At 61.0% G+C, this 16,335-nt stretch carries 17 protein-coding genes and 1 tRNA gene; 13 read left to right on the forward strand and 5 right to left on the reverse strand.

Annotated elements, in window-relative coordinates; all coding sequences use genetic code 11:
- Position 1 precedes the first annotated feature (1 nt).
- Positions 2–1,561 (reverse strand): alkaline phosphatase family protein, encoded by a 1,560-nt coding sequence (locus N2A41_RS21860; protein WP_260109702.1) that lies wholly within the window; start codon positions 1,559–1,561, stop codon positions 2–4.
- The gene (galE, locus tag N2A41_RS21865) at positions 1,539–2,522 is read right to left on the reverse strand and encodes a UDP-glucose 4-epimerase GalE (protein ID WP_170277798.1); all 984 of its coding nucleotides are present in this window, start codon (positions 2,520–2,522) and stop codon (positions 1,539–1,541) included. The genes N2A41_RS21860 and galE overlap by 23 nt, the downstream gene beginning before the upstream one ends.
- A 247-nt stretch (positions 2,523–2,769) precedes the next feature.
- Here galE and N2A41_RS21870 point away from each other — a divergent pair, with 247 nt between their 5' ends.
- The gene (locus tag N2A41_RS21870) at positions 2,770–3,414 is read left to right on the forward strand and encodes a ThuA domain-containing protein (RefSeq protein ID WP_260109703.1); all 645 of its coding nucleotides are present in this window, start codon (positions 2,770–2,772) and stop codon (positions 3,412–3,414) included.
- A 155-nt stretch (positions 3,415–3,569) separates the two neighbouring features.
- Positions 3,570–4,139, forward strand: coding sequence for a GNAT family N-acetyltransferase (locus N2A41_RS21875; RefSeq protein ID WP_170260805.1), 570 nt, complete (start codon positions 3,570–3,572; stop codon positions 4,137–4,139).
- Between the two features lie 33 nt (positions 4,140–4,172).
- Here N2A41_RS21875 and N2A41_RS21880 read toward each other — a convergent pair whose 3' ends face one another.
- A complete protein-coding gene (locus tag N2A41_RS21880; RefSeq protein ID WP_017966072.1) occupies positions 4,173–4,427 on the reverse strand; it encodes a DUF2934 domain-containing protein in 255 nt (84 codons plus the stop codon).
- A 237-nt stretch (positions 4,428–4,664) separates the two neighbouring features.
- On the opposite strand from N2A41_RS21880, the gene N2A41_RS21885 reads away from it, so the two are divergent.
- From N2A41_RS21885 to N2A41_RS21895, 3 genes are all read left to right on the forward strand, one after another.
- Positions 4,665–6,095 (forward strand): DUF6880 family protein, encoded by a 1,431-nt coding sequence (locus N2A41_RS21885; protein ID WP_260109704.1) that lies wholly within the window; start codon positions 4,665–4,667, stop codon positions 6,093–6,095.
- Between the two features lie 38 nt (positions 6,096–6,133).
- Complete coding sequence (locus N2A41_RS21890; RefSeq protein WP_260109705.1) at positions 6,134–6,691, forward strand: DsbA family protein; 558 nt, start codon at positions 6,134–6,136, stop codon at positions 6,689–6,691.
- A gap of 188 nt (positions 6,692–6,879) precedes the next feature.
- Positions 6,880–8,328, forward strand: coding sequence for an adenylate/guanylate cyclase domain-containing protein (locus N2A41_RS21895; protein WP_260109706.1), 1,449 nt, complete (start codon positions 6,880–6,882; stop codon positions 8,326–8,328).
- A gap of 119 nt (positions 8,329–8,447) precedes the next feature.
- Here N2A41_RS21895 and N2A41_RS21900 read toward each other — a convergent pair.
- Positions 8,448–8,537 (reverse strand) — tRNA-Ser (locus tag N2A41_RS21900).
- Positions 8,538–8,842: 305 nt separating this feature from the next.
- Between N2A41_RS21900 and rplU the strand changes: the two genes are divergently transcribed.
- The 4 genes from rplU to N2A41_RS21920 all read left to right on the forward strand — a co-directional run bounded on the left by rplU (position 8,843) and on the right by N2A41_RS21920 (position 10,834).
- Positions 8,843–9,160 carry a 50S ribosomal protein L21 gene (gene rplU, locus N2A41_RS21905; protein ID WP_003543907.1) on the forward strand — a complete coding sequence of 106 codons (318 nt, stop codon included), beginning with the start codon at positions 8,843–8,845 and terminating at the stop codon, positions 9,158–9,160.
- 34 nt (positions 9,161–9,194) lie between these two features.
- The gene (gene rpmA / locus N2A41_RS21910) at positions 9,195–9,464 is read left to right on the forward strand and encodes a 50S ribosomal protein L27 (protein ID WP_003543909.1); all 270 of its coding nucleotides are present in this window, start codon (positions 9,195–9,197) and stop codon (positions 9,462–9,464) included.
- 126 nt (positions 9,465–9,590) lie between these two features.
- Entirely contained in the window at positions 9,591–10,247 is a 657-nt protein-coding gene (locus N2A41_RS21915) for a GNAT family N-acetyltransferase (protein ID WP_017966066.1), read from the forward strand.
- Entirely contained in the window at positions 10,244–10,834 is a 591-nt protein-coding gene (locus N2A41_RS21920; RefSeq protein WP_170257973.1) for a GNAT family N-acetyltransferase, read from the forward strand. The genes N2A41_RS21915 and N2A41_RS21920 overlap by 4 nt, the downstream gene beginning before the upstream one ends.
- A gap of 46 nt (positions 10,835–10,880) precedes the next feature.
- On the opposite strand, the gene N2A41_RS21925 is transcribed toward N2A41_RS21920, so the two are convergent.
- Positions 10,881–11,747, reverse strand: coding sequence for an endonuclease/exonuclease/phosphatase family protein (locus N2A41_RS21925; RefSeq protein ID WP_260109707.1), 867 nt, complete (start codon positions 11,745–11,747; stop codon positions 10,881–10,883).
- 84 nt (positions 11,748–11,831) lie between these two features.
- Here N2A41_RS21925 and obgE point away from each other — a divergent pair, with 84 nt between their 5' ends.
- From obgE to N2A41_RS21945, 4 genes are read left to right on the forward strand one after another with little or no spacing between them, the layout of a single operon-like run.
- Positions 11,832–12,920 carry a GTPase ObgE gene (gene obgE / locus N2A41_RS21930; RefSeq protein WP_260109708.1) on the forward strand — a complete coding sequence of 363 codons (1,089 nt, stop codon included), beginning with the start codon at positions 11,832–11,834 and terminating at the stop codon, positions 12,918–12,920.
- Positions 12,907–14,076, forward strand: coding sequence for a glutamate 5-kinase (gene proB / locus N2A41_RS21935; RefSeq protein ID WP_260109709.1), 1,170 nt, complete (start codon positions 12,907–12,909; stop codon positions 14,074–14,076). The genes obgE and proB overlap by 14 nt, the downstream gene beginning before the upstream one ends.
- The gene (locus tag N2A41_RS21940; RefSeq protein WP_260109710.1) at positions 14,069–15,352 is read left to right on the forward strand and encodes a glutamate-5-semialdehyde dehydrogenase; all 1,284 of its coding nucleotides are present in this window, start codon (positions 14,069–14,071) and stop codon (positions 15,350–15,352) included. Before proB ends, N2A41_RS21940 begins: the two co-directional genes overlap by 8 nt.
- Positions 15,327–15,989: a nicotinate-nucleotide adenylyltransferase gene (locus N2A41_RS21945; RefSeq protein WP_260109711.1), complete on the forward strand. Its 663-nt coding sequence runs from the start codon at positions 15,327–15,329 to the stop codon at positions 15,987–15,989. The genes N2A41_RS21940 and N2A41_RS21945 overlap by 26 nt, the downstream gene beginning before the upstream one ends.
- Positions 15,990–16,335 lie beyond the last annotated feature (346 nt).

The following is a 16,335-nucleotide window of genomic DNA, read 5'->3' on the forward strand; positions in this document are numbered from 1 at the left end:
ATCAGGGCCGGTGCGTCACCGGCCCTCTTTCCGTCAGCTCGGTATAGGCGAGCGTCTGATCGAGATGGCGCGCTCGGAGCGACAGCAGCTTCTCGGCATAGTCGAGCCGTACCGCCGCATAAGCCGGATCCGCGGCGACATTATTGAGCTCCATCGGATCGTCGGCAAGATTGAAGAGCAGCGGCGGCAATGCGGTGAAATGCACATATTTGAACCGCGCGTCGCGGATCACCGCGAGATTGCATTCGTTGGACCGCAGCCGGAAATGCCGCTCCGCCTCGCCATGCGCAATGTCGCGGAAATCGAATTCCCAAAATGCCGCCTCCCGCCAGCCGTTTCCGCTCCCACCCGTGACAAACGGCATGAGCGATCGGCCATCGAGCCCGTTCTTCGCGTCGATGCCGAGCCTTTGGCAAAGGGTCGGAAAGATATCCGCAGCGCTGGTGAATTTCTCGATGACCCCGCCCGCAGCACTGCTTGCGGGATCGCGAATGACAAGCGGAATATGGTAGCTGCCGTCGAAGAAGCCGCCCTTGCCGAGCATCCAGTGATCGCCGGCCATCTCGGCGTGATCGGAGGTGAAGACAACAAGCGTGTCGTCCCAGGCGGCCGCATCCTTGAGGGCCTGCCAGATGCGGCCGAGCTGTGCATCGACCTCCGATATCATGCCGTAATAGATCGCCCGGATCGCGGCAAAATCCTCGGCGTTCCAGCCGCTGAGCGGCCCCGTTGCACCGTGAATGAAGTTGCCCTTGTCGGAGCGTGGCATGGCATAGGCGAGATAGGGATGACTGTTCTGTTCCGCTTCGCGGTTTGCCGCGCGCGCAAAAGCCGGTCCCTCGCCCGGCATGAACATTCGGTTGAACGGCTCCGGCACGGAGAATGGCGGATGCGGACGTAAGAAAGAGACATGCGCAAACCACGGCCTGTCCTGTTCGCCCATCCAGCGGATGAACTCGCCGGCCAGAAAAGCCGTCTGGGTCTCATCGCGTGAATAGGCCGGTGGCGCATCGGAAATGTCTCCAGCTCCAGCACCGACCGGAATATGGATATCGCGGTTGACGGCATCCGCGTGGCCACGGGACCTGAGCCAGGAGAGCCATTGTCTTTCATGCTCGGGCAGAAGCTGGCGGGCGGTAAAGCCGGGCAGCACGCCTTCATAACTCGTCAGATGCGGATCGGCGGTATCCATCGCGCGCGGATCGGGCGCCGTATCCGTGTAGCCGAACAGCGTCGGGTCGTATCCCGCCCGCCGGGCCGCCAGCGCCAGATTGTCGAAGCGGGCATCGAGTGGCGAACCGTTGCGGCAGACCCGGTGGTTCATCTGATAGAGACCGGTATAGAGTGTGGCCCGCGCCGGTGAGCAGGGTGCTGCCCCGGCATAGTGCCGCCGGAAGAGGGTGCCTTCGCGCGCCAGCGCATCGACACCAGGCGTCTTCACGCAGGCATGACCGACAGCCGACAGGCAATCGCCGCGCCACTGGTCCGCCGTGATCAGCAGGATGTTCGGCCGGCGAGCCTTTTCAATGCCGGTTGGCTCAATGCTGGTTGGATTTTGCATGCCAGTCCCAGGCGGAGCGGATGATCTCAGACAGATCATACTGCGGCACCCAGCCGAGCACGTCACGCGCCTTGTCGTTATTGGCGACGAGCGTATGCGAATCGCCTTCGCGACGGCCGATATATTCGACCGGGAAAGGCCGGTTCGACACGTCCTCGATGGCGCCGAGCAATTCCTTGACTGTCGTGCCGGTGCCGGTGCCGAGGTTGAGCGCGACGGATTGGCCGCCCTTCAGCAGATATTCGACGGCGCGCACATGCGCATCGGCAAGATCGAGCACATGGATATAGTCGCGCACGCAGGTGCCGTCGCGGGTCTCGTAATCGCTGCCGAACACCTTGAAACCTTGGCGGCGGCCGAGCGCCGCGTCGATCGCCAAGGGTATCGCATGCGTTTCCGGCTGATGCCATTCGCCGATACGGCCCTCGAAATCGGCGCCGGCCGCATTGAAATAGCGCAGCACCACCGAGCGCAGGCTTCTGTACTGATCGTAGTCGGCGAGCGCCTGTTCGACGATATATTTCGTCCGCCCGTAGGGATTGATCGGCACCTGCCGGTGCGTCTCGTCGAGCGGCACGCTCTGCGGCAGGCCGTAGGTCGCGCAGGTGGAGGAGAAGACGAAGGCGTTGATGCCGGCCGCCTGTGCCGCCGAAAGCAGCGTCAAAGTGCCGATCACATTGTTCTCGTAGAAGGAAACCGGATCCTTGACCGATTCGCCGACCTCGATCAGTGCCGCAAAATGCAGGATCGCCGCCGGCTGGTGTTTGGCCAGCACCTCGTCCAGGCGGGCGCGATCACGAATATCACCCTCTTCGGCCGGCCCCCATCTGACGAACTCGCGATGGCCGTTCGAAAAATTATCAAAGACGACAGGCTTATAGCCCTTGTTCGCCAAGTCGAGGCACGTATGCGAGCCGATATAGCCGGCGCCGCCGACGACAAGAACAGTTTCACCTGCCATGCACCACCCTTATTGTTCACGAGAGATGGGAGAAACCTAGACGAGATACACGTCAATAAAAAGAAGGAACTGCGATCGGCGTCAATGGACAATACGTCAAATGCCGAAGCCCCATTCGCGGAGTTTGTGCCGGATCAGCAAATAGTCTTGAATTATTCGCGTGATTTGCACAGTAGCCCGATCTAATGGGCTTTCCACCACCATGTGATGATAAACGGTCTGCAGCTATAAAGCAGGGAGAGCGCGAATGAGGAAGGCATTGGTCGTTTGGGGCGGCTGGCAAGGCCATGAGCCGGAGCAATGCGCTCATATTGTCGCCGACCTGCTGCGCGAGGACGATTTTACCGTCGAGGTGACCGGCGATCTCGGCGTGTTTGGATCTCCGACGCTGGCGAAAGCCGATCTGCTGGTGCCGATCATCACCGGCGAAAAGCTTGAGAAGGAGCATGCCGCTGGCCTCGTCGAAGCGGTGCGCGGCGGGCTCGGGCTTGCCGGCCATCACGGCGCTCTCGCCACGTCCTTCAAGGAAAGCGCGCCTTTTCGCTATGTCTCCGGCGTCACCTGGGTCGCCCATCCCGGCAATATCATCGACTTCCGGGTCGCCGTCACCCGCCAGGACGACCCCGTCATGGAGGGCATTCCCGACTTCGACTATCGTTCGGAGCAATATTACCTCCACTATGATCCCACAGTCGAAATCCTTGCGACCACCACCTTCACCGGCGCCTACGATCCGACAGCCCGCAATGTGGTGATGCCCGTCGTCTTCAAGCGCCATTTCGGTGCCGGCCGCATCTTCTATTCCGCCCTCGGCCATGTCGCAGCCGAATTCGACCATCCCTACATGCCCGTCATCCTGCGGCGGGGCCTGAGTTGGGCTGCACGCCAGTAGCGTCAGGACGATCGCCCTCGAACGAGGATCGGCGGCGACAGCCAAACGATGTCGGCGGCTGAAGAACGAGCTTTCAAGCTGGAGGGCAGCCGCGCATGATCGGCCGGCACGGTCGACCGCTTGCCGATCGTCCGCCTGCGCCATAATTTGGCCGAATGCAGGATCGCTTGTCTTTCTTCCCCGCCACCACCGACCGCCTGGCCGATATAGAAGCGGTCTTCGACGATTGCGCCGACGGCCGGAATTGTCGCTGCGCCTACTGGTATCGTCCGAATGCCGACTACAAGGCAGGATGGGGCGAGGGAAATCGCAACTGGTTCCGGAGCCTGCTCGCCGAACCGCGCCCGCCCGGCATTCTCGGCTACCACGAGAATGAGCCGGCCGGATGGTGCGGCGTCGCGCCGCGCGTCGTCTTCGATCGGCTGCGCCGCTCAAAACCCTTTGCGCCGGTCGATGACAGGCCGGTCTGGTCGATCAATTGCTTCATCGTCCGAAAGCCGTTCCGGCGGCAGGGATTATCGCGATTATTGCTGAAACATGCGGTCGAATTTGCGCAGACAAACGGCGCCCAATGTCTCGAGGCATACCCCGTCGACCAGGCTGCCCGTGCTTCGAACGGAGCCGAGCTTTATCCCGGAACGCTCTCGATGTTTCTGGGTGCCGGTTTCGTCGAAGTGGCAAGACGCCTGCCCGCAAGGCCGGTCGTCCGCCTGGAATGCGCCTGAATATTTCGGCAGCTCAGGAATTGGAAATACGGTCTACCGAGCCGCTTTGATCTGCCGGTCGTTCTCGACGGCGGGGGCCGCCCCGTCATAGATCCGCATCAGCCGCCCGGCTGCCTTCAGTTTCTCGATGAGATCGTTTCCATCAGGCGAAGCCCGCGTCAGCTCCAGCTGCTCGAACTCCCTCAGCGCCTGCGCCCAATGGCTTTCCCCACGCCCGTCCGGCCTGCCTTCCAATTCCCATAGTGAATAAGCGCGCTGGCTGACCCAGGCGTCTCTATTATGACTCATGACCAACCCCAGCGGAAAATTTGGAAGCAATATTCGACAGGCAACAAGGTGCCAAAACCGGCTTTAGGAGTCGTTACGAGGCAGCGTTAGTTTTTAGCTAACGGCCATGATTCGGCGAGACTAACCGGGGATAAAGTCATACGAATTCGCGGTGCGATATGGCTGCACCCCTCGCTCGGCACCTTGGACTGATTTGAATACCGAGTTAGGGTCGGCGCGAAACGATAGCGGTGACCTATGGCAGCAAAGACGACTCTCAACGCGAAAAACCTGGAAGCTCTCGGTGCACAACGTCTCGCCGAACTGCTGATCGAAATCAGCACCGGCAGCGCCGCCCATAAACGGCGGCTTCGGATGGAACTGGCCGGCAATCTGGGCAGCACCGAGGTCGCGCGTGAGATACGCAAGCGCCTCGGCAGCATCGCACGAGCGCAGAGCGTCATCGAATGGCACAAAGTAAAAGCCGTCAACGCGGACCTCGAAACGCAGCGATCCGCGATCGTCACCGTCGTGGCCGCCAATGATCCGAAGGAAGCGTTCGATCTCATCTGGCAATTCCTTGCCGTTGCCGATTCGATTTTCCACCGATCCAACAGCAGCGACATCGCCTTCACGGAGACGTTCCATCAGGCATGCGCCGATGCCGGCATCATCGCCAGGTCCGCGGGAATCGGTATCGATGTCCTTGCCGATAAGGTCTTCACGGCATTGCAGGATAACGACCACGGCCAATATGACCCGCTGATCGCCGAGATGGTTCCGGCGCTGGGCAAGGATGGCCTTGAACGTTTGAAGGGCCTCCTGGTGCAATGGTTGCACGAAGCGGAGGAGGAGCCTGCCGGTGCCGACCGGAAAATTCTCGGCTGGGGCGGCAGCGAAGCGAGCTACCTGAACGAGATCTACGCCAAGCATCGGCAACAGGCGGCGCGCATCGCTCTGCAGGACATTGCCGATGCCCAGGATGATGTCGATGCCTTCATCGCTCAGCAGCCGGAAGAGACCTTAAGGATGCCGATGGTCGCGATCGCAATTTCCGACCGCTTGCTCTTGGCTGGACGCGCCGAGGAAGCATTGAGGATTTTGGACGGCGTCGACCACCGGTTCGAAATGCCTTTTGAATGGCAGGAAGCCCGCGCGGAGACGCTCGAAGCGCTCGAACGGGGGGAGGAAGCGCAGGCCTATCGATGGCAATGCTTCGAGCAGTCGCTGAACGGGGAGCACCTTCGCGCTTTCCTGCGAAAGCTCGCCGACTTCGACGATATCCAGGCCGAGGAGAAGGCATTCGCCTTCGCGCACAGCTTTACGGATGTTGATCGAGCCCTTGCCTTTTTCCTCGCCTGGCCCGCACACGCCGAGGCCGCGAAACTCGTCTCCAGGCATCAGACGGAACTGGACGGCGACCTCTACGAGCTGATGACATCGGGCGCCGAAATGCTGCGGGAGAAACATCCACTCGCGGCAACCATGCTGCTACGGTCGATGATCGGCTTCGCCCTCGAGAACGGCCGATCCAGCCGTTACAAACATGCCGCGCGTCATCTGGCGGAATGCGCCTCGCTCGCGCCTCACATCGACGATTTCGGCAGCGCCCGGCCTCACGACGCCTATGTCGCCGAGCTGAAGCGTCAACACGGAAACAAGCATGGCTTCTGGAGCCTTCTGCGTTAGGCCGAATAGCCAACCTCCTCAACGAAAAGGACATCGCAATGACCGGAACCGCGTGGCGTGCCGATCCGCTGACCTGGGGCAATGGCCCGCGCATCTTCGAGATCTTTCTCGAGCCGACCTGCCCTTACTCCGTCAGGGCGTTCGGCAAACTTGATGCGTTGCTCAGCCAAGCCGGCGAAGATAAGGTCACCGTAAAAATCCGTCTGCAATCGCAGCCCTGGCACATGTATTCCGGCGTGATCGTCCGCTGCATCATCGCGGCCTCGACGCTGGAAGGCGGCAAGGAGACGGCAAAGAAGGTCATGGCTGCCATCGCCGCGCATCGAGAGGAATTCGAGTTCGACCACCACGCCGGCGGCGCGAATATGGGTGCAACGCCAAACCAGATCATCGAGCGTCTGGAAGGCTACAGCGTCATCAAGCTGAAAGAAGCCTTCGCCATCGCGGATCTTGACCGGGAGATCAAATGGCATTGTAAATATGCCCGGCAGAACGGCATCCACGTCTCGCCGACCTTCATGATCGACGGGCTGGTGCAGGCGGACATGAGCAGCGGCGATGAGATTGGAGTCTGGGTGAAGAAGGCGCTGGGCTGACGCTGGCTGCGCGAGGAGTTAGCGTATTCGCAAAACCCTGCTCCGTTCACGACCTTGTGTCAGCAGGGTTCATTCGGTAGGATCGAGGCTGGAAATCTACAGCGGCGCGTTCGAGTATTTAGGTTATTGGGAGCTCGATCCCGGTGGCGCACTGAAATCCGCTCGTAGTGCCTGCGGACAAGTTGATCATGACTGGCGTCGACGATCGGCTTCTCGAAAGCAAGATGATCCAGATCGAGCAGGCTCGATCCTGGAGCCCACGCGTGATCTCTAAGTTCGAAGCGCTGATCAGGGACGGCAACGACCTCTCCCTTTATCGTGTCAATCCGCTGGCGTTTGCACGTGACCGCGCGATAGCTGACACGGAATCCATTGACCTGTTCCTCCATGCCGCCCGATGCGGCCTGTTCGAGATGACCTGGGATGTGCTTTGTCCTCAATCTGGAATGGTGCTCGACAGCTTCGGCGCCTTGCGCACGCTCAAGACCCATTACGTCTGTGGCTTGTGCGACGTATCGGGCGAAACCGACCTCGATGACTTCATCGAAGTTACATTCTCCGTATCACCACATCTTCGGCGGCTGCCGTTTCATGATCCCGACTCGCTCTCGGTCGAAGACTTCCACTGGAAGCTTCGCTTCGCCAACGACGGGAGGCTGCCCGGCCAGCAAGCTCGGTTTCTCGATTACCTGCGCGGATTGGTCCGCGGCCTCACCTATCTGCCGCCGACCTCGAGCGTCACGCTCCGGGCGGAGCTGGGTTCCGGTGTTCTCTCCGGCGTGAATGTCCAAACGCAAGCCGCCTTCATGACGCCGATATCAGGTGAGCCGGCCACAGTGCCCACGCTGCTACGGGTCAGGTATGATGGGCAACGCTTTTCCCCGGCCTTGGCCGTTTTATCGCCGGGGCCGTGTATTATCGAGGTGGAAAATACCGGACCCGTTCGTGGCTCGCTGCTTTTGATAAATTGGCCGCCCGAGGTGGCAGCCCTGACAATCAAGCCGCAGCTCGAATTCGAGCCGTATATCTCCGGCGGGATGTTGCTGGCAAGGCAGACCTTCAGGCGCCTGTTCCGATCCGAGCGCGTTGATGAGCGGGAAGGGCTCGGCATTCGCCAGGTGACTTTCCTCTTCACAGACCTAAAAGGTTCGACGGCTCTGTATGAGCGCCTGGGCGACCTGAACGCCTACGCCTTGGTGAGGGAGCATTTTGCTCTTCTCGAATTGACGGCACAGCAACATTCCGGCGCCATCGTCAAGACGATCGGCGACGCGGTAATGGCCGTCTTCTCTCGTCCAACCGACGCGGTTTCGGCGGCATTGCAGATATTGAAGGAAATCGAGCGCTTCAATCTCGAACATGGTGAGCCGGGCATCATCCTCAAAATCGGAGCACACTGCGGCCCATCGATTGCTGTCACACTAAACGATAATCTCGACTATTTTGGTCAGACCGTAAATGTTGCCGCACGCGTGCAATCTCTGGCGGATGCGGGCGAGATTTGTATCTCGGAAGCGCTCTATACGGCGCCAGGTGTCATTCATCTCCTGGCCGACCACCATGTTGTGGAGTTTGGCTCCTCGCTCCACGGAGTTGAGGGCAATGCTTCTGTGTATCGGATCGTCAACGGACCGTAACCACCTGCGTCGACCTCAAGGGGACAGGTTGCTTCAGCCGCGCCGCAGATGTGGTCGTGCAATCAAATGTGACGCACGTTAAAACCGCACGTGCACCATCATATGACAATTATGTTTGATGGCGGAGAGGGTGGGATTTGAACCCACGATACCCTTGCAGGTATGCCGCATTTCGAGTGCGGTGCATTCGACCACTCTGCCACCTCTCCGCGGTCTGGTCGGCGCTTGTTCGGCGCGGGCGTTCTCATAACGGGCAAATGACAGGCTGGCAAGCCGAAAAGTCGAAGCATTCCATCCTTTTGCCTTGACAGCTTTTTGTCCCTCGGCTATCTCGGCTGCGCAATAGGTTTGGAGAAATCCGCGCCTAGCTGGTCCTGCGCTTGCGCGGGGCTTCACCGGCAGGACGAGTTCGAGGATTAGACCTCTGAAATCCCTGCTTAACTTCGACTGATAAAAAGACGGCCACCTTGCTCAGTCAGCGAGGAGAGCTGGAACGAACATGAAAGGATAAAAAATGTTCGCAGTCATCAAGACCGGCGGTAAACAGTACCGTGTGGCAGCCAACGACGTGCTGACCATCGAAAAGCTGGAAGCCACCGCTGGCGACTCCATTGAATTCACCGAAGTGCTCGTGATCGGCGAAGGCGCCGACGCTGCGATCGGTGCGCCCTTCGTAACCGGCGCTTCTGTCAAGGCAGAAGTCGTCGAACAGAACCGCGGCAAGAAGGTCATCGCCTTCAAGAAGCGCCGCCGTCAGAATTCGAAGCGTTCGCGCGGCCATCGTCAGCATCACACGGTCGTCCGTATCACGGACATCGTGGCTGCCAAGTAAGATCAACGGGACAAGGTTTTAAAGGAGAACTCCAATGGCACACAAAAAAGCTGGCGGTTCATCGCGCAACGGTCGCGATTCTCAGTCCAAGCGCCTTGGCGTGAAGAAGTTCGGCGGCGAAGCCGTCATCGCAGGCAACATCATCGTGCGTCAGCGCGGTACTGAGTGGCATCCGGGTTCCAACGTCGGCCTCGGCAAGGATCACACGATTTTTGCGCTTACCGCCGGCAATGTGAACTACCGAACCAAGGCCAACGGTCGCGTCTACGTGTCTGTCATGCCGAAAGCGGAAGCAGCGGAATAAGCCGGTAGCGCTCAAAAACAGCCGGCGTCTCATCGACCCGGCTGGCCGTATCAGGTTCAGTCTAGAAAACAGGGGAGATGGGGCGCCATCTCCCCTTTTTCTTTACCCCTCAAGGAGGACTGAACCATGCAAGGCGAATTGTTAAGGGCAGACCAATCACGGTCTCCCCGGGAAGACCAGCGGTCTTCCGAAGAACGGCTGAGGCCGGAACGGTTAAGGACCGATTGCCCTGTCTTGTTATCGGAAAGGCTCGTCATGCGCGCGCCCCACGAAGAAGACATCGACGCCCTTGCCCATCTCGCCAACAACGCCAAAGTCGCCACCATGGTATCGCGTATGCCGCACCCTTATACCGCCGATGATGCTGCTGACTTCGTGCGTCGCACGAAAAATGGCGATATTGGCAAGTGCGTCTATGCGATCACCAAGGCCGAAAACGGCGCCTTTATCGGCTGCTGCGGCGTCGAGCCGCATGCGGACGGCAGAACCGTCGAGATCGGCTACTGGCTGGGCGAGCCCTATTGGAACAAGGGTTATACCACCGAGGCCTGCCATGCCCTGGTCGATATGGTGTTCAGGACCCGTCAGGACGTCGATCAGATCGACGCCCGTTGCCGGGTCATGAACGTCGCCTCGCGCCGCGTCATCCAGAAGTGCGGCTTCCAGTTCCAGGGTTCGGGGCTCGCCGCCTCGCTGGCGCTCGGCAGCAACGTGCCGGTCGAATGGTACAGGCTCGACCGCAAGACCTGGATGTCCCTCCGAAGCTGGGGGAACATCGCATGAGCACGACTGCGCTGCAAAGGCCTGAGGTCAAGCCGATGATGCCCGGCCCCGCGCCTGTCATCTCGACCGCCCGGCTGACGCTCCGCCCCCACAGGCTGAGCGATGCGCCTGCGATCGCGGAATCGCTCTCCGATTTCGCGGTCACGCGCATGCTGTCCCGCGTACCCGCGCCGTTCGACCGGCAGGATGCGCTGGACTGGCTGATCCCGGTCACCTCGGGCACCCTGCCCGACTGGCCGCTGGCGATCACCGATAAGGACGATGTCCATATCGGCAACGTCTCGATCGAGCTGCGCCATGGTCGCTGGCACCTCGGCTACTGGCTGAACCGCTACTACTGGCGGCGGGGCTATATGAGCGAGGCGGTGGCGGCGATCATCGAGCGTTTCTCGCGCCGCATGCCGGAGACGCCGGTTCATTCCGGCGTTTTCGCCGACAACCCGGCTTCGCTGCGACTGCAGGAGAAGCTCGGTTTCCGCATGACGGGTTGCGGCGAAATCTATTGTTTCGCCCGCAACACCATGGTGTCGCACATCGAAACCGTGCTGCAGTCGGGTATGCTGCAGCCGCCGCGAAAGATGGCGTGATTAAACCCGAGACGTCGCCGCACCGGCGGCGTCTCCATCAATTCCATCAATCGCCGATCTCGACCCATACGGGGAAATGATCGGAACCGACGGATTGCGTATCGATCCGGGCGGATTTCAACCGGCTCTGCAGGCCGCAACTGACGAAGCAGTAATCGAGATGCATGCGTTTGCCGTGATCTTCGGGATCCATCCAGCTGTAGCTCCCCGGAGAGTAAGCCTCCAGCGCCGCAAAGGAGTCGACCGGCGTGCCGATCCTCGCCACACGGCCATAATATCCGCCGCCAGCACCGGCGAGCGCGCAATATTCCGGCGATTCCGGCTCCATGTTGAAATCGCCCATGATCAGGTAATCCTCCGGCAGCGGCGGCTCCGGCAGGTCGAATTCGCCAGCCCCGGTCAGCGACCCACCCTCCTGGACGAAAGCATTGATATGGGCATTCAGAAATTGCAGCTGTCGGATGCGCTCGTCAGGGGAGACATGGTCGAGATGCACGCAGTAGACGCGGATCGCACCGCCGGGTGCGTCGATTACCGCCTCGGTTGCGCCGCGCTGCAGGTTGATCTTGCCGATCGTCCGGCTGCGCGGCAGAAGCAGCGTTCGGGTCGAGACGATCGGCCAGCGCGACAGCACCATGTTGCCGAACTGAAAACGCGTGCCGCGCACCGGCTGGAGCCCGTCTTCATCCGCTTCGACATGCATGTCGCAGACTGGCCCATACACCCAGAAATAGTCGGGAAAGAAGGCCGCAACATCGGCCACCATGTCGGCAAAACCGTTGCGGGAGAAGCCGCGGGTCACCTCCTGCAGCGCGATGACGTCGGCTCCCTCGAGGCTCCGGGCAATGCGCGCCAGATCGTACCTGCCGTCGAGACCGAAGCCGTACTGTATGTTATAGCTCGCGAAATTCACGATAATCTTTGACCTCCGTCGGAACCGCCTATATCGAATGGGCCAAGACGGGCCGTCCAACTGCCACTGAGTATTGGAAGTAAAATGAAATTTCTCGACGAAGCAAAGGTCTATATCAAGTCCGGGGACGGCGGCGGCGGCAGCGTTTCCTTCCGGCGCGAGAAATTCATCGAGTTCGGCGGCCCGGATGGCGGTGATGGCGGACGCGGCGGCGACGTCTGGGTCGAGGCCGTCAACGGCCTCAACACGCTGATCGATTTCCGCTTTCAGCAGCATTTCAAGGCGACGATCGGCACCCATGGCATGGGCAGGAACCGCACCGGCGCCAATGGAAGCGACGTGACGCTGAAGGTTCCCGTGGGCACCCAGATCTTCGAGGAAGACCAGGAAACGCTGATCTGCGACCTGACTGTCGAAGGCCAGCGTTACTGCCTCGCCCATGGCGGCAATGGCGGCTTCGGCAACGCCCACTTCAAGACCTCGACCAATCAGGCGCCGGATTGGGCCAATCCCGGCCTGCCCGGCGAAGAAAAAACCATCTGGCTTCATCTGAAACTGATTGCCGATGCCGGCCTCGTCGGCATGCCCAATGCCGGCAAATCGACCTTCCTGGCTGCCGTCACCCGTGCCCGGCCGAAAATCGCCAACTATCCCTTCACCACGCTGCATCCCAACCTCGGGGTCGCCACCATCGACGAGCGCGAATTCATCCTGGCCGATATTCCGGGCCTGATCGAAGGCGCCCATGAAGGTGTCGGCATTGGCGACCGTTTCCTCGGCCATGTCGAGCGCACCCGCGTGCTGCTCCACCTCATCTCCGCCCAGGAAGAAAAGGTCGGCAAGGCCTATAAGACGGTCAAACACGAGCTCGAAGCCTACGGAAACGAGCTGACCGACAAGGCCGAGATCGTGGCGCTGTCGCAGATCGACGTGCTCGACGATGCCGAGTTGAAGAAGAAGACCAAGGAACTGGCCAAGGCCTGCGGCAAGACGCCGTTCCAGATTTCGGCCGTTACCGGCAAAGGCATGACCGAGGTGCTGCGTGCGCTGCGCGACATCATCGTCGACGCCAATACCGAAGAGAGGCCGGCCAAGGTGCCGAAGCTGCGCCATCGCGACATGGTCGTCACCGATGAGGGCCAGGACAAGGACGAGGACGATGACCAGCCGTAAGCCGCTTGGCCGCTACCGTCGCATCGTCATCAAGATCGGATCCGCGCTTCTGGTCGATCGCAAGGCCGGGCTGAAGAAGGCCTGGCTCAATGCCATGTGCGCCGATATCTCTAGCCTGAAGGCCAAGGGCATCGACGTGCTCGTCGTCTCCTCGGGCGCAATCGCGCTCGGCCGCTCGGTGCTCGACCTGCCGTCAGGCGCGCTGAAGCTGGAGGAAAGCCAGGCGGCGGCGGCCGTCGGCCAGATCGCGCTGGCGCGCGCCTGGTCGGAAAGCCTGTCGCGCGACGAGATCGTCGCCGGCCAGATCCTGCTGACGCTCGGTGACACCGAGGAGCGCCGCCGCTATCTCAATGCGCGCGCCACCATCAATCAGCTTTTGAAGATCGGCGCCGTGCCGATCATCAATGAAAACGACACCGTCGCCACCAGCGAGATCCGCTATGGCGACAACGACCGCCTGGCCGCCCGCGTCGCGACGATGACCGGCGCCGATCTGCTCATTCTTCTCTCCGATATCGACGGCCTCTACACCGCGCCGCCGCATCTCGATCCGAACGCGACGTTCCTGGAAACGATTGCCGAAATCACCGCCGAGATCGAGGCAATGGCCGGGGGTGCTGCCTCCGAGCTTTCGCGCGGCGGCATGCGCACCAAGATCGATGCCGGCAAGATTGCAACGGCATCGGGCTGCGCGATGATCATCGCTTCCGGCAAGACCGACAATCCTCTGTCGGCGATCGAAAACGGCGCGCGTTCCTCGTGGTTCGCGCCATCGGGCACACCCGTGACCGCCCGCAAGACCTGGATTGCCGGGCAGCTGCAGCCGGCCGGCGAATTGCATGTCGATGACGGCGCCGTCGCAGCGCTCGGCGCCGGCAAGAGCCTGCTTCCCGCCGGCGTGCGTAGCGTTTCCGGCCTCTTCAGCCGCGGCGATACGGTGGCGATCATCGGCCCGGCCGGCCGCGAGATCGCCCGCGGCCTTGTAAGCTACGATGCCGACGACGCCCGCCGGATTGCCGGTCGCAAGTCGGCGGAGATCGAGGCCATCCTCGGTTATGCCGGGCGCGCCGCCATGGTCCATCGCGACGACATGGTGATGACCGCGCAGATCGGTTCGAAATCGGAAAGGCAGAAGAAGGACGCGAGCTATGCTTGATACCGTTGCGCCGAGCCCTGACATTGACGTGCTGATGAACGACATCGGCCGCAAGGCAAAGGCTGCCGCACGACCGCTGGGCTTTGCGTCCACCGAGGCCAAGAACAGCGCGCTGAACGCCATGGCCGATGCGATCCTGGCGAACAAGGCACATATTCTTGCCGAGAATGCCAAGGACCTGAAGGACATCGAAGGCACCGAGATGCTCGCTTCCTTCGTCGACCGGCTGACGCTGAACGACAAGCGCATCGCCGAGATGGCCGAGGGAATCCGCGCCATCGCCGCCCTTGCCGATCCGGTCGGCGAAGTCATCGCTGCCTGGGACCGGCCGAACGGCTTGAAAATCGAGCGCGTCCGCACGCCGCTCGGTGTCATCGGCGTGATCTTCGAAAGCCGGCCGAACGTCACGGCGGATGCCGGCGCCCTCTGCCTCAAGGCAGGCAATGCCGTCATCCTGCGTTGCGGCTCGGATTCGCGCCGTTCATCGCAGGCTATCCATGCCTGCCTGGTCGAGGGCCTGAAAGCGGCAGGGCTTCCAGAGCATGCTATCCAGCTCGTGCCGGTTACCGACCGCGCCGCCGTTGGCGCCATGCTGCGCGGCTTGGACGGGGCGATCGACGTCATCGTGCCGCGCGGCGGCAAGAGCCTGGTCGCCCGCGTGCAGAGCGAGGCGCGTGTGCCGGTCTTTGCCCATCTCGAAGGCCTTTGCCACATCTATGTCGATGCCTCGGCCGATATCGAGATGGCCAAGAGGATCATCGTCAACGCCAAGATGCGCCGCACCGGCATCTGCGGCGCAGCCGAAACCCTGCTCGTCGATGGCGCCGCAATCGGCACGCATCTGACGCCGCTGCTCGAGGTTCTCACGGAGGCCGGCTGCGAGATCCGCGCTTCGCCGACGGTGCTGAAGGTCGCCCCCGGCATGAAGCCCGCGACCGAAGAAGACTGGTCGACCGAATATCTCGACGCGATCATTTCGGTTGCCGTCGTCGACGGCATTTCGGGCGCCATCGCCCATATCCAGAGATATTCCTCGAACCACACCGAGGCAGTCATCGCCGAGGACCCTGACGTCGTCGCGCGTTTCTTCACCGAGGTCGATTCAGCGATCCTGCTGCACAATGCCTCGACGCAGTTTGCCGATGGCGGCGAGTTCGGCATGGGTGCGGAAATCGGCATCGCCACCTGCAAGATGCACGCCCGTGGTCCGGTCGGCGTCGAACAGCTCACCTCTTTCAAATATCGGGTGCATGGTGCCGGACAAACGCGGCCCTGACGTGACGACCGACAATGTGGACCGGCACTATCTGCGCATGCCGCACAGCGAGCGCGGCATGGTCGTGGGTCTGTTCGGCGGTTCGTTCAATCCACCGCATCAGGGCCACGCGCTCGTCGCCGAGATCGCCCTCAAGCGGCTCGGCCTCGACCAGCTCTGGTGGATGGTCACACCCGGCAATCCACTGAAAAGCCGCAACCAGCTCGCACCACTCGCCGAGCGCATTGCCGAAAGCGAGCGTGTTGCACCCGATCCCCGCATCAAGGTCACCGCCTTCGAACAGACGCTCGGCACCAGCTACACCGCCAACACGCTTGCCCGCGTCAAGGCGCGCAATCCGCATGTTCATTTCATCTGGATCATGGGCGCAGACAGCCTGCAGACCTTTCACAAATGGCAGAAGTGGCAGGAGATTGCCCGCACCTTCCCGATCGCGGTGATCGATCGGCCGGGTGCGACGCTTTCCTTCCTCTCCTCGAAAATGGCCAGGACCTTCGATTTCGCCCGTGTCGATGAGGATGATGCCCGTATTCTCTGGAAGAAGCGTGCCCCGGCCTGGACCTTTATCCACGGGCCGCGCTCCGGCCTGAGCTCGACGGCAATCCGCAACGGCTCGTCGCACGGCGACGCCGAATAGAGCGCCGAGCGCCCGGCAAGACGCATGCGTCAGCCTGATTTCAGAAGATCCAGAAAACGAGAAAGCCCGACGGGGGAGGAGATCCGTCGGGCTTATAAACTCGATCGACAACTGGGAGGAGGAGTGTTGTCGACCCTATCGAACGGCTATGGGAGGAGGAGAAGCCGTATCGATGAGTATGTTTTATCATATTCGACAAAAAGGTGAATACCGATTGGTGCATTGCAGCAATGCACCGGATGCAAATCTCGAGGTGAATTTTGCTTCCCCATTGCTGTTTTTATTAGCAAACAATAACGAACCAGTCCCGGTCGCCGGGAGTCCTTGCGGTTTGTAAACCTGACTC

The organism is Rhizobium sp. SRDI969, assembly GCF_025152725.1.
Lineage (GTDB): Bacteria > Pseudomonadota > Alphaproteobacteria > Rhizobiales > Rhizobiaceae > Rhizobium > Rhizobium leguminosarum_I.

Excerpts from the sequence above, each read along its gene's own strand:
- N2A41_RS21870 (WP_260109703.1), top strand. The coding sequence starts at position 2,770 with ATGAGGAAGGCATTGGTCGTTTGGGGCGGCTGGCAAGGCCATGAGCCG.
- N2A41_RS21920 (WP_170257973.1), top strand. The coding sequence starts at position 10,244 with ATGAGCACGACTGCGCTGCAAAGGCCTGAGGTCAAGCCGATGATGCCC.
- N2A41_RS21915 (WP_017966066.1), top strand. The coding sequence starts at position 9,591 with ATGCAAGGCGAATTGTTAAGGGCAGACCAATCACGGTCTCCCCGGGAA.
- obgE (WP_260109708.1), top strand. The coding sequence starts at position 11,832 with ATGAAATTTCTCGACGAAGCAAAGGTCTATATCAAGTCCGGGGACGGC.
- proB (WP_260109709.1), top strand. The coding sequence starts at position 12,907 with ATGACCAGCCGTAAGCCGCTTGGCCGCTACCGTCGCATCGTCATCAAG.
- N2A41_RS21895 (WP_260109706.1), top strand. The coding sequence starts at position 6,880 with ATGACTGGCGTCGACGATCGGCTTCTCGAAAGCAAGATGATCCAGATC.
- N2A41_RS21885 (WP_260109704.1), top strand. The coding sequence starts at position 4,665 with ATGGCAGCAAAGACGACTCTCAACGCGAAAAACCTGGAAGCTCTCGGT.
- rplU (WP_003543907.1), top strand. The coding sequence starts at position 8,843 with ATGTTCGCAGTCATCAAGACCGGCGGTAAACAGTACCGTGTGGCAGCC.
- N2A41_RS21880 (WP_017966072.1), bottom strand. The coding sequence starts at position 4,427 with ATGAGTCATAATAGAGACGCCTGGGTCAGCCAGCGCGCTTATTCACTA.
- rpmA (WP_003543909.1), top strand. The coding sequence starts at position 9,195 with ATGGCACACAAAAAAGCTGGCGGTTCATCGCGCAACGGTCGCGATTCT.
- N2A41_RS21940 (WP_260109710.1), top strand. The coding sequence starts at position 14,069 with ATGCTTGATACCGTTGCGCCGAGCCCTGACATTGACGTGCTGATGAAC.
- galE (WP_170277798.1), bottom strand. The coding sequence starts at position 2,522 with ATGGCAGGTGAAACTGTTCTTGTCGTCGGCGGCGCCGGCTATATCGGC.
- N2A41_RS21875 (WP_170260805.1), top strand. The coding sequence starts at position 3,570 with ATGCAGGATCGCTTGTCTTTCTTCCCCGCCACCACCGACCGCCTGGCC.
- N2A41_RS21890 (WP_260109705.1), top strand. The coding sequence starts at position 6,134 with ATGACCGGAACCGCGTGGCGTGCCGATCCGCTGACCTGGGGCAATGGC.
- N2A41_RS21945 (WP_260109711.1), top strand. The coding sequence starts at position 15,327 with ATGGTGCCGGACAAACGCGGCCCTGACGTGACGACCGACAATGTGGAC.
- N2A41_RS21860 (WP_260109702.1), bottom strand. The coding sequence starts at position 1,561 with ATGCAAAATCCAACCAGCATTGAGCCAACCGGCATTGAAAAGGCTCGC.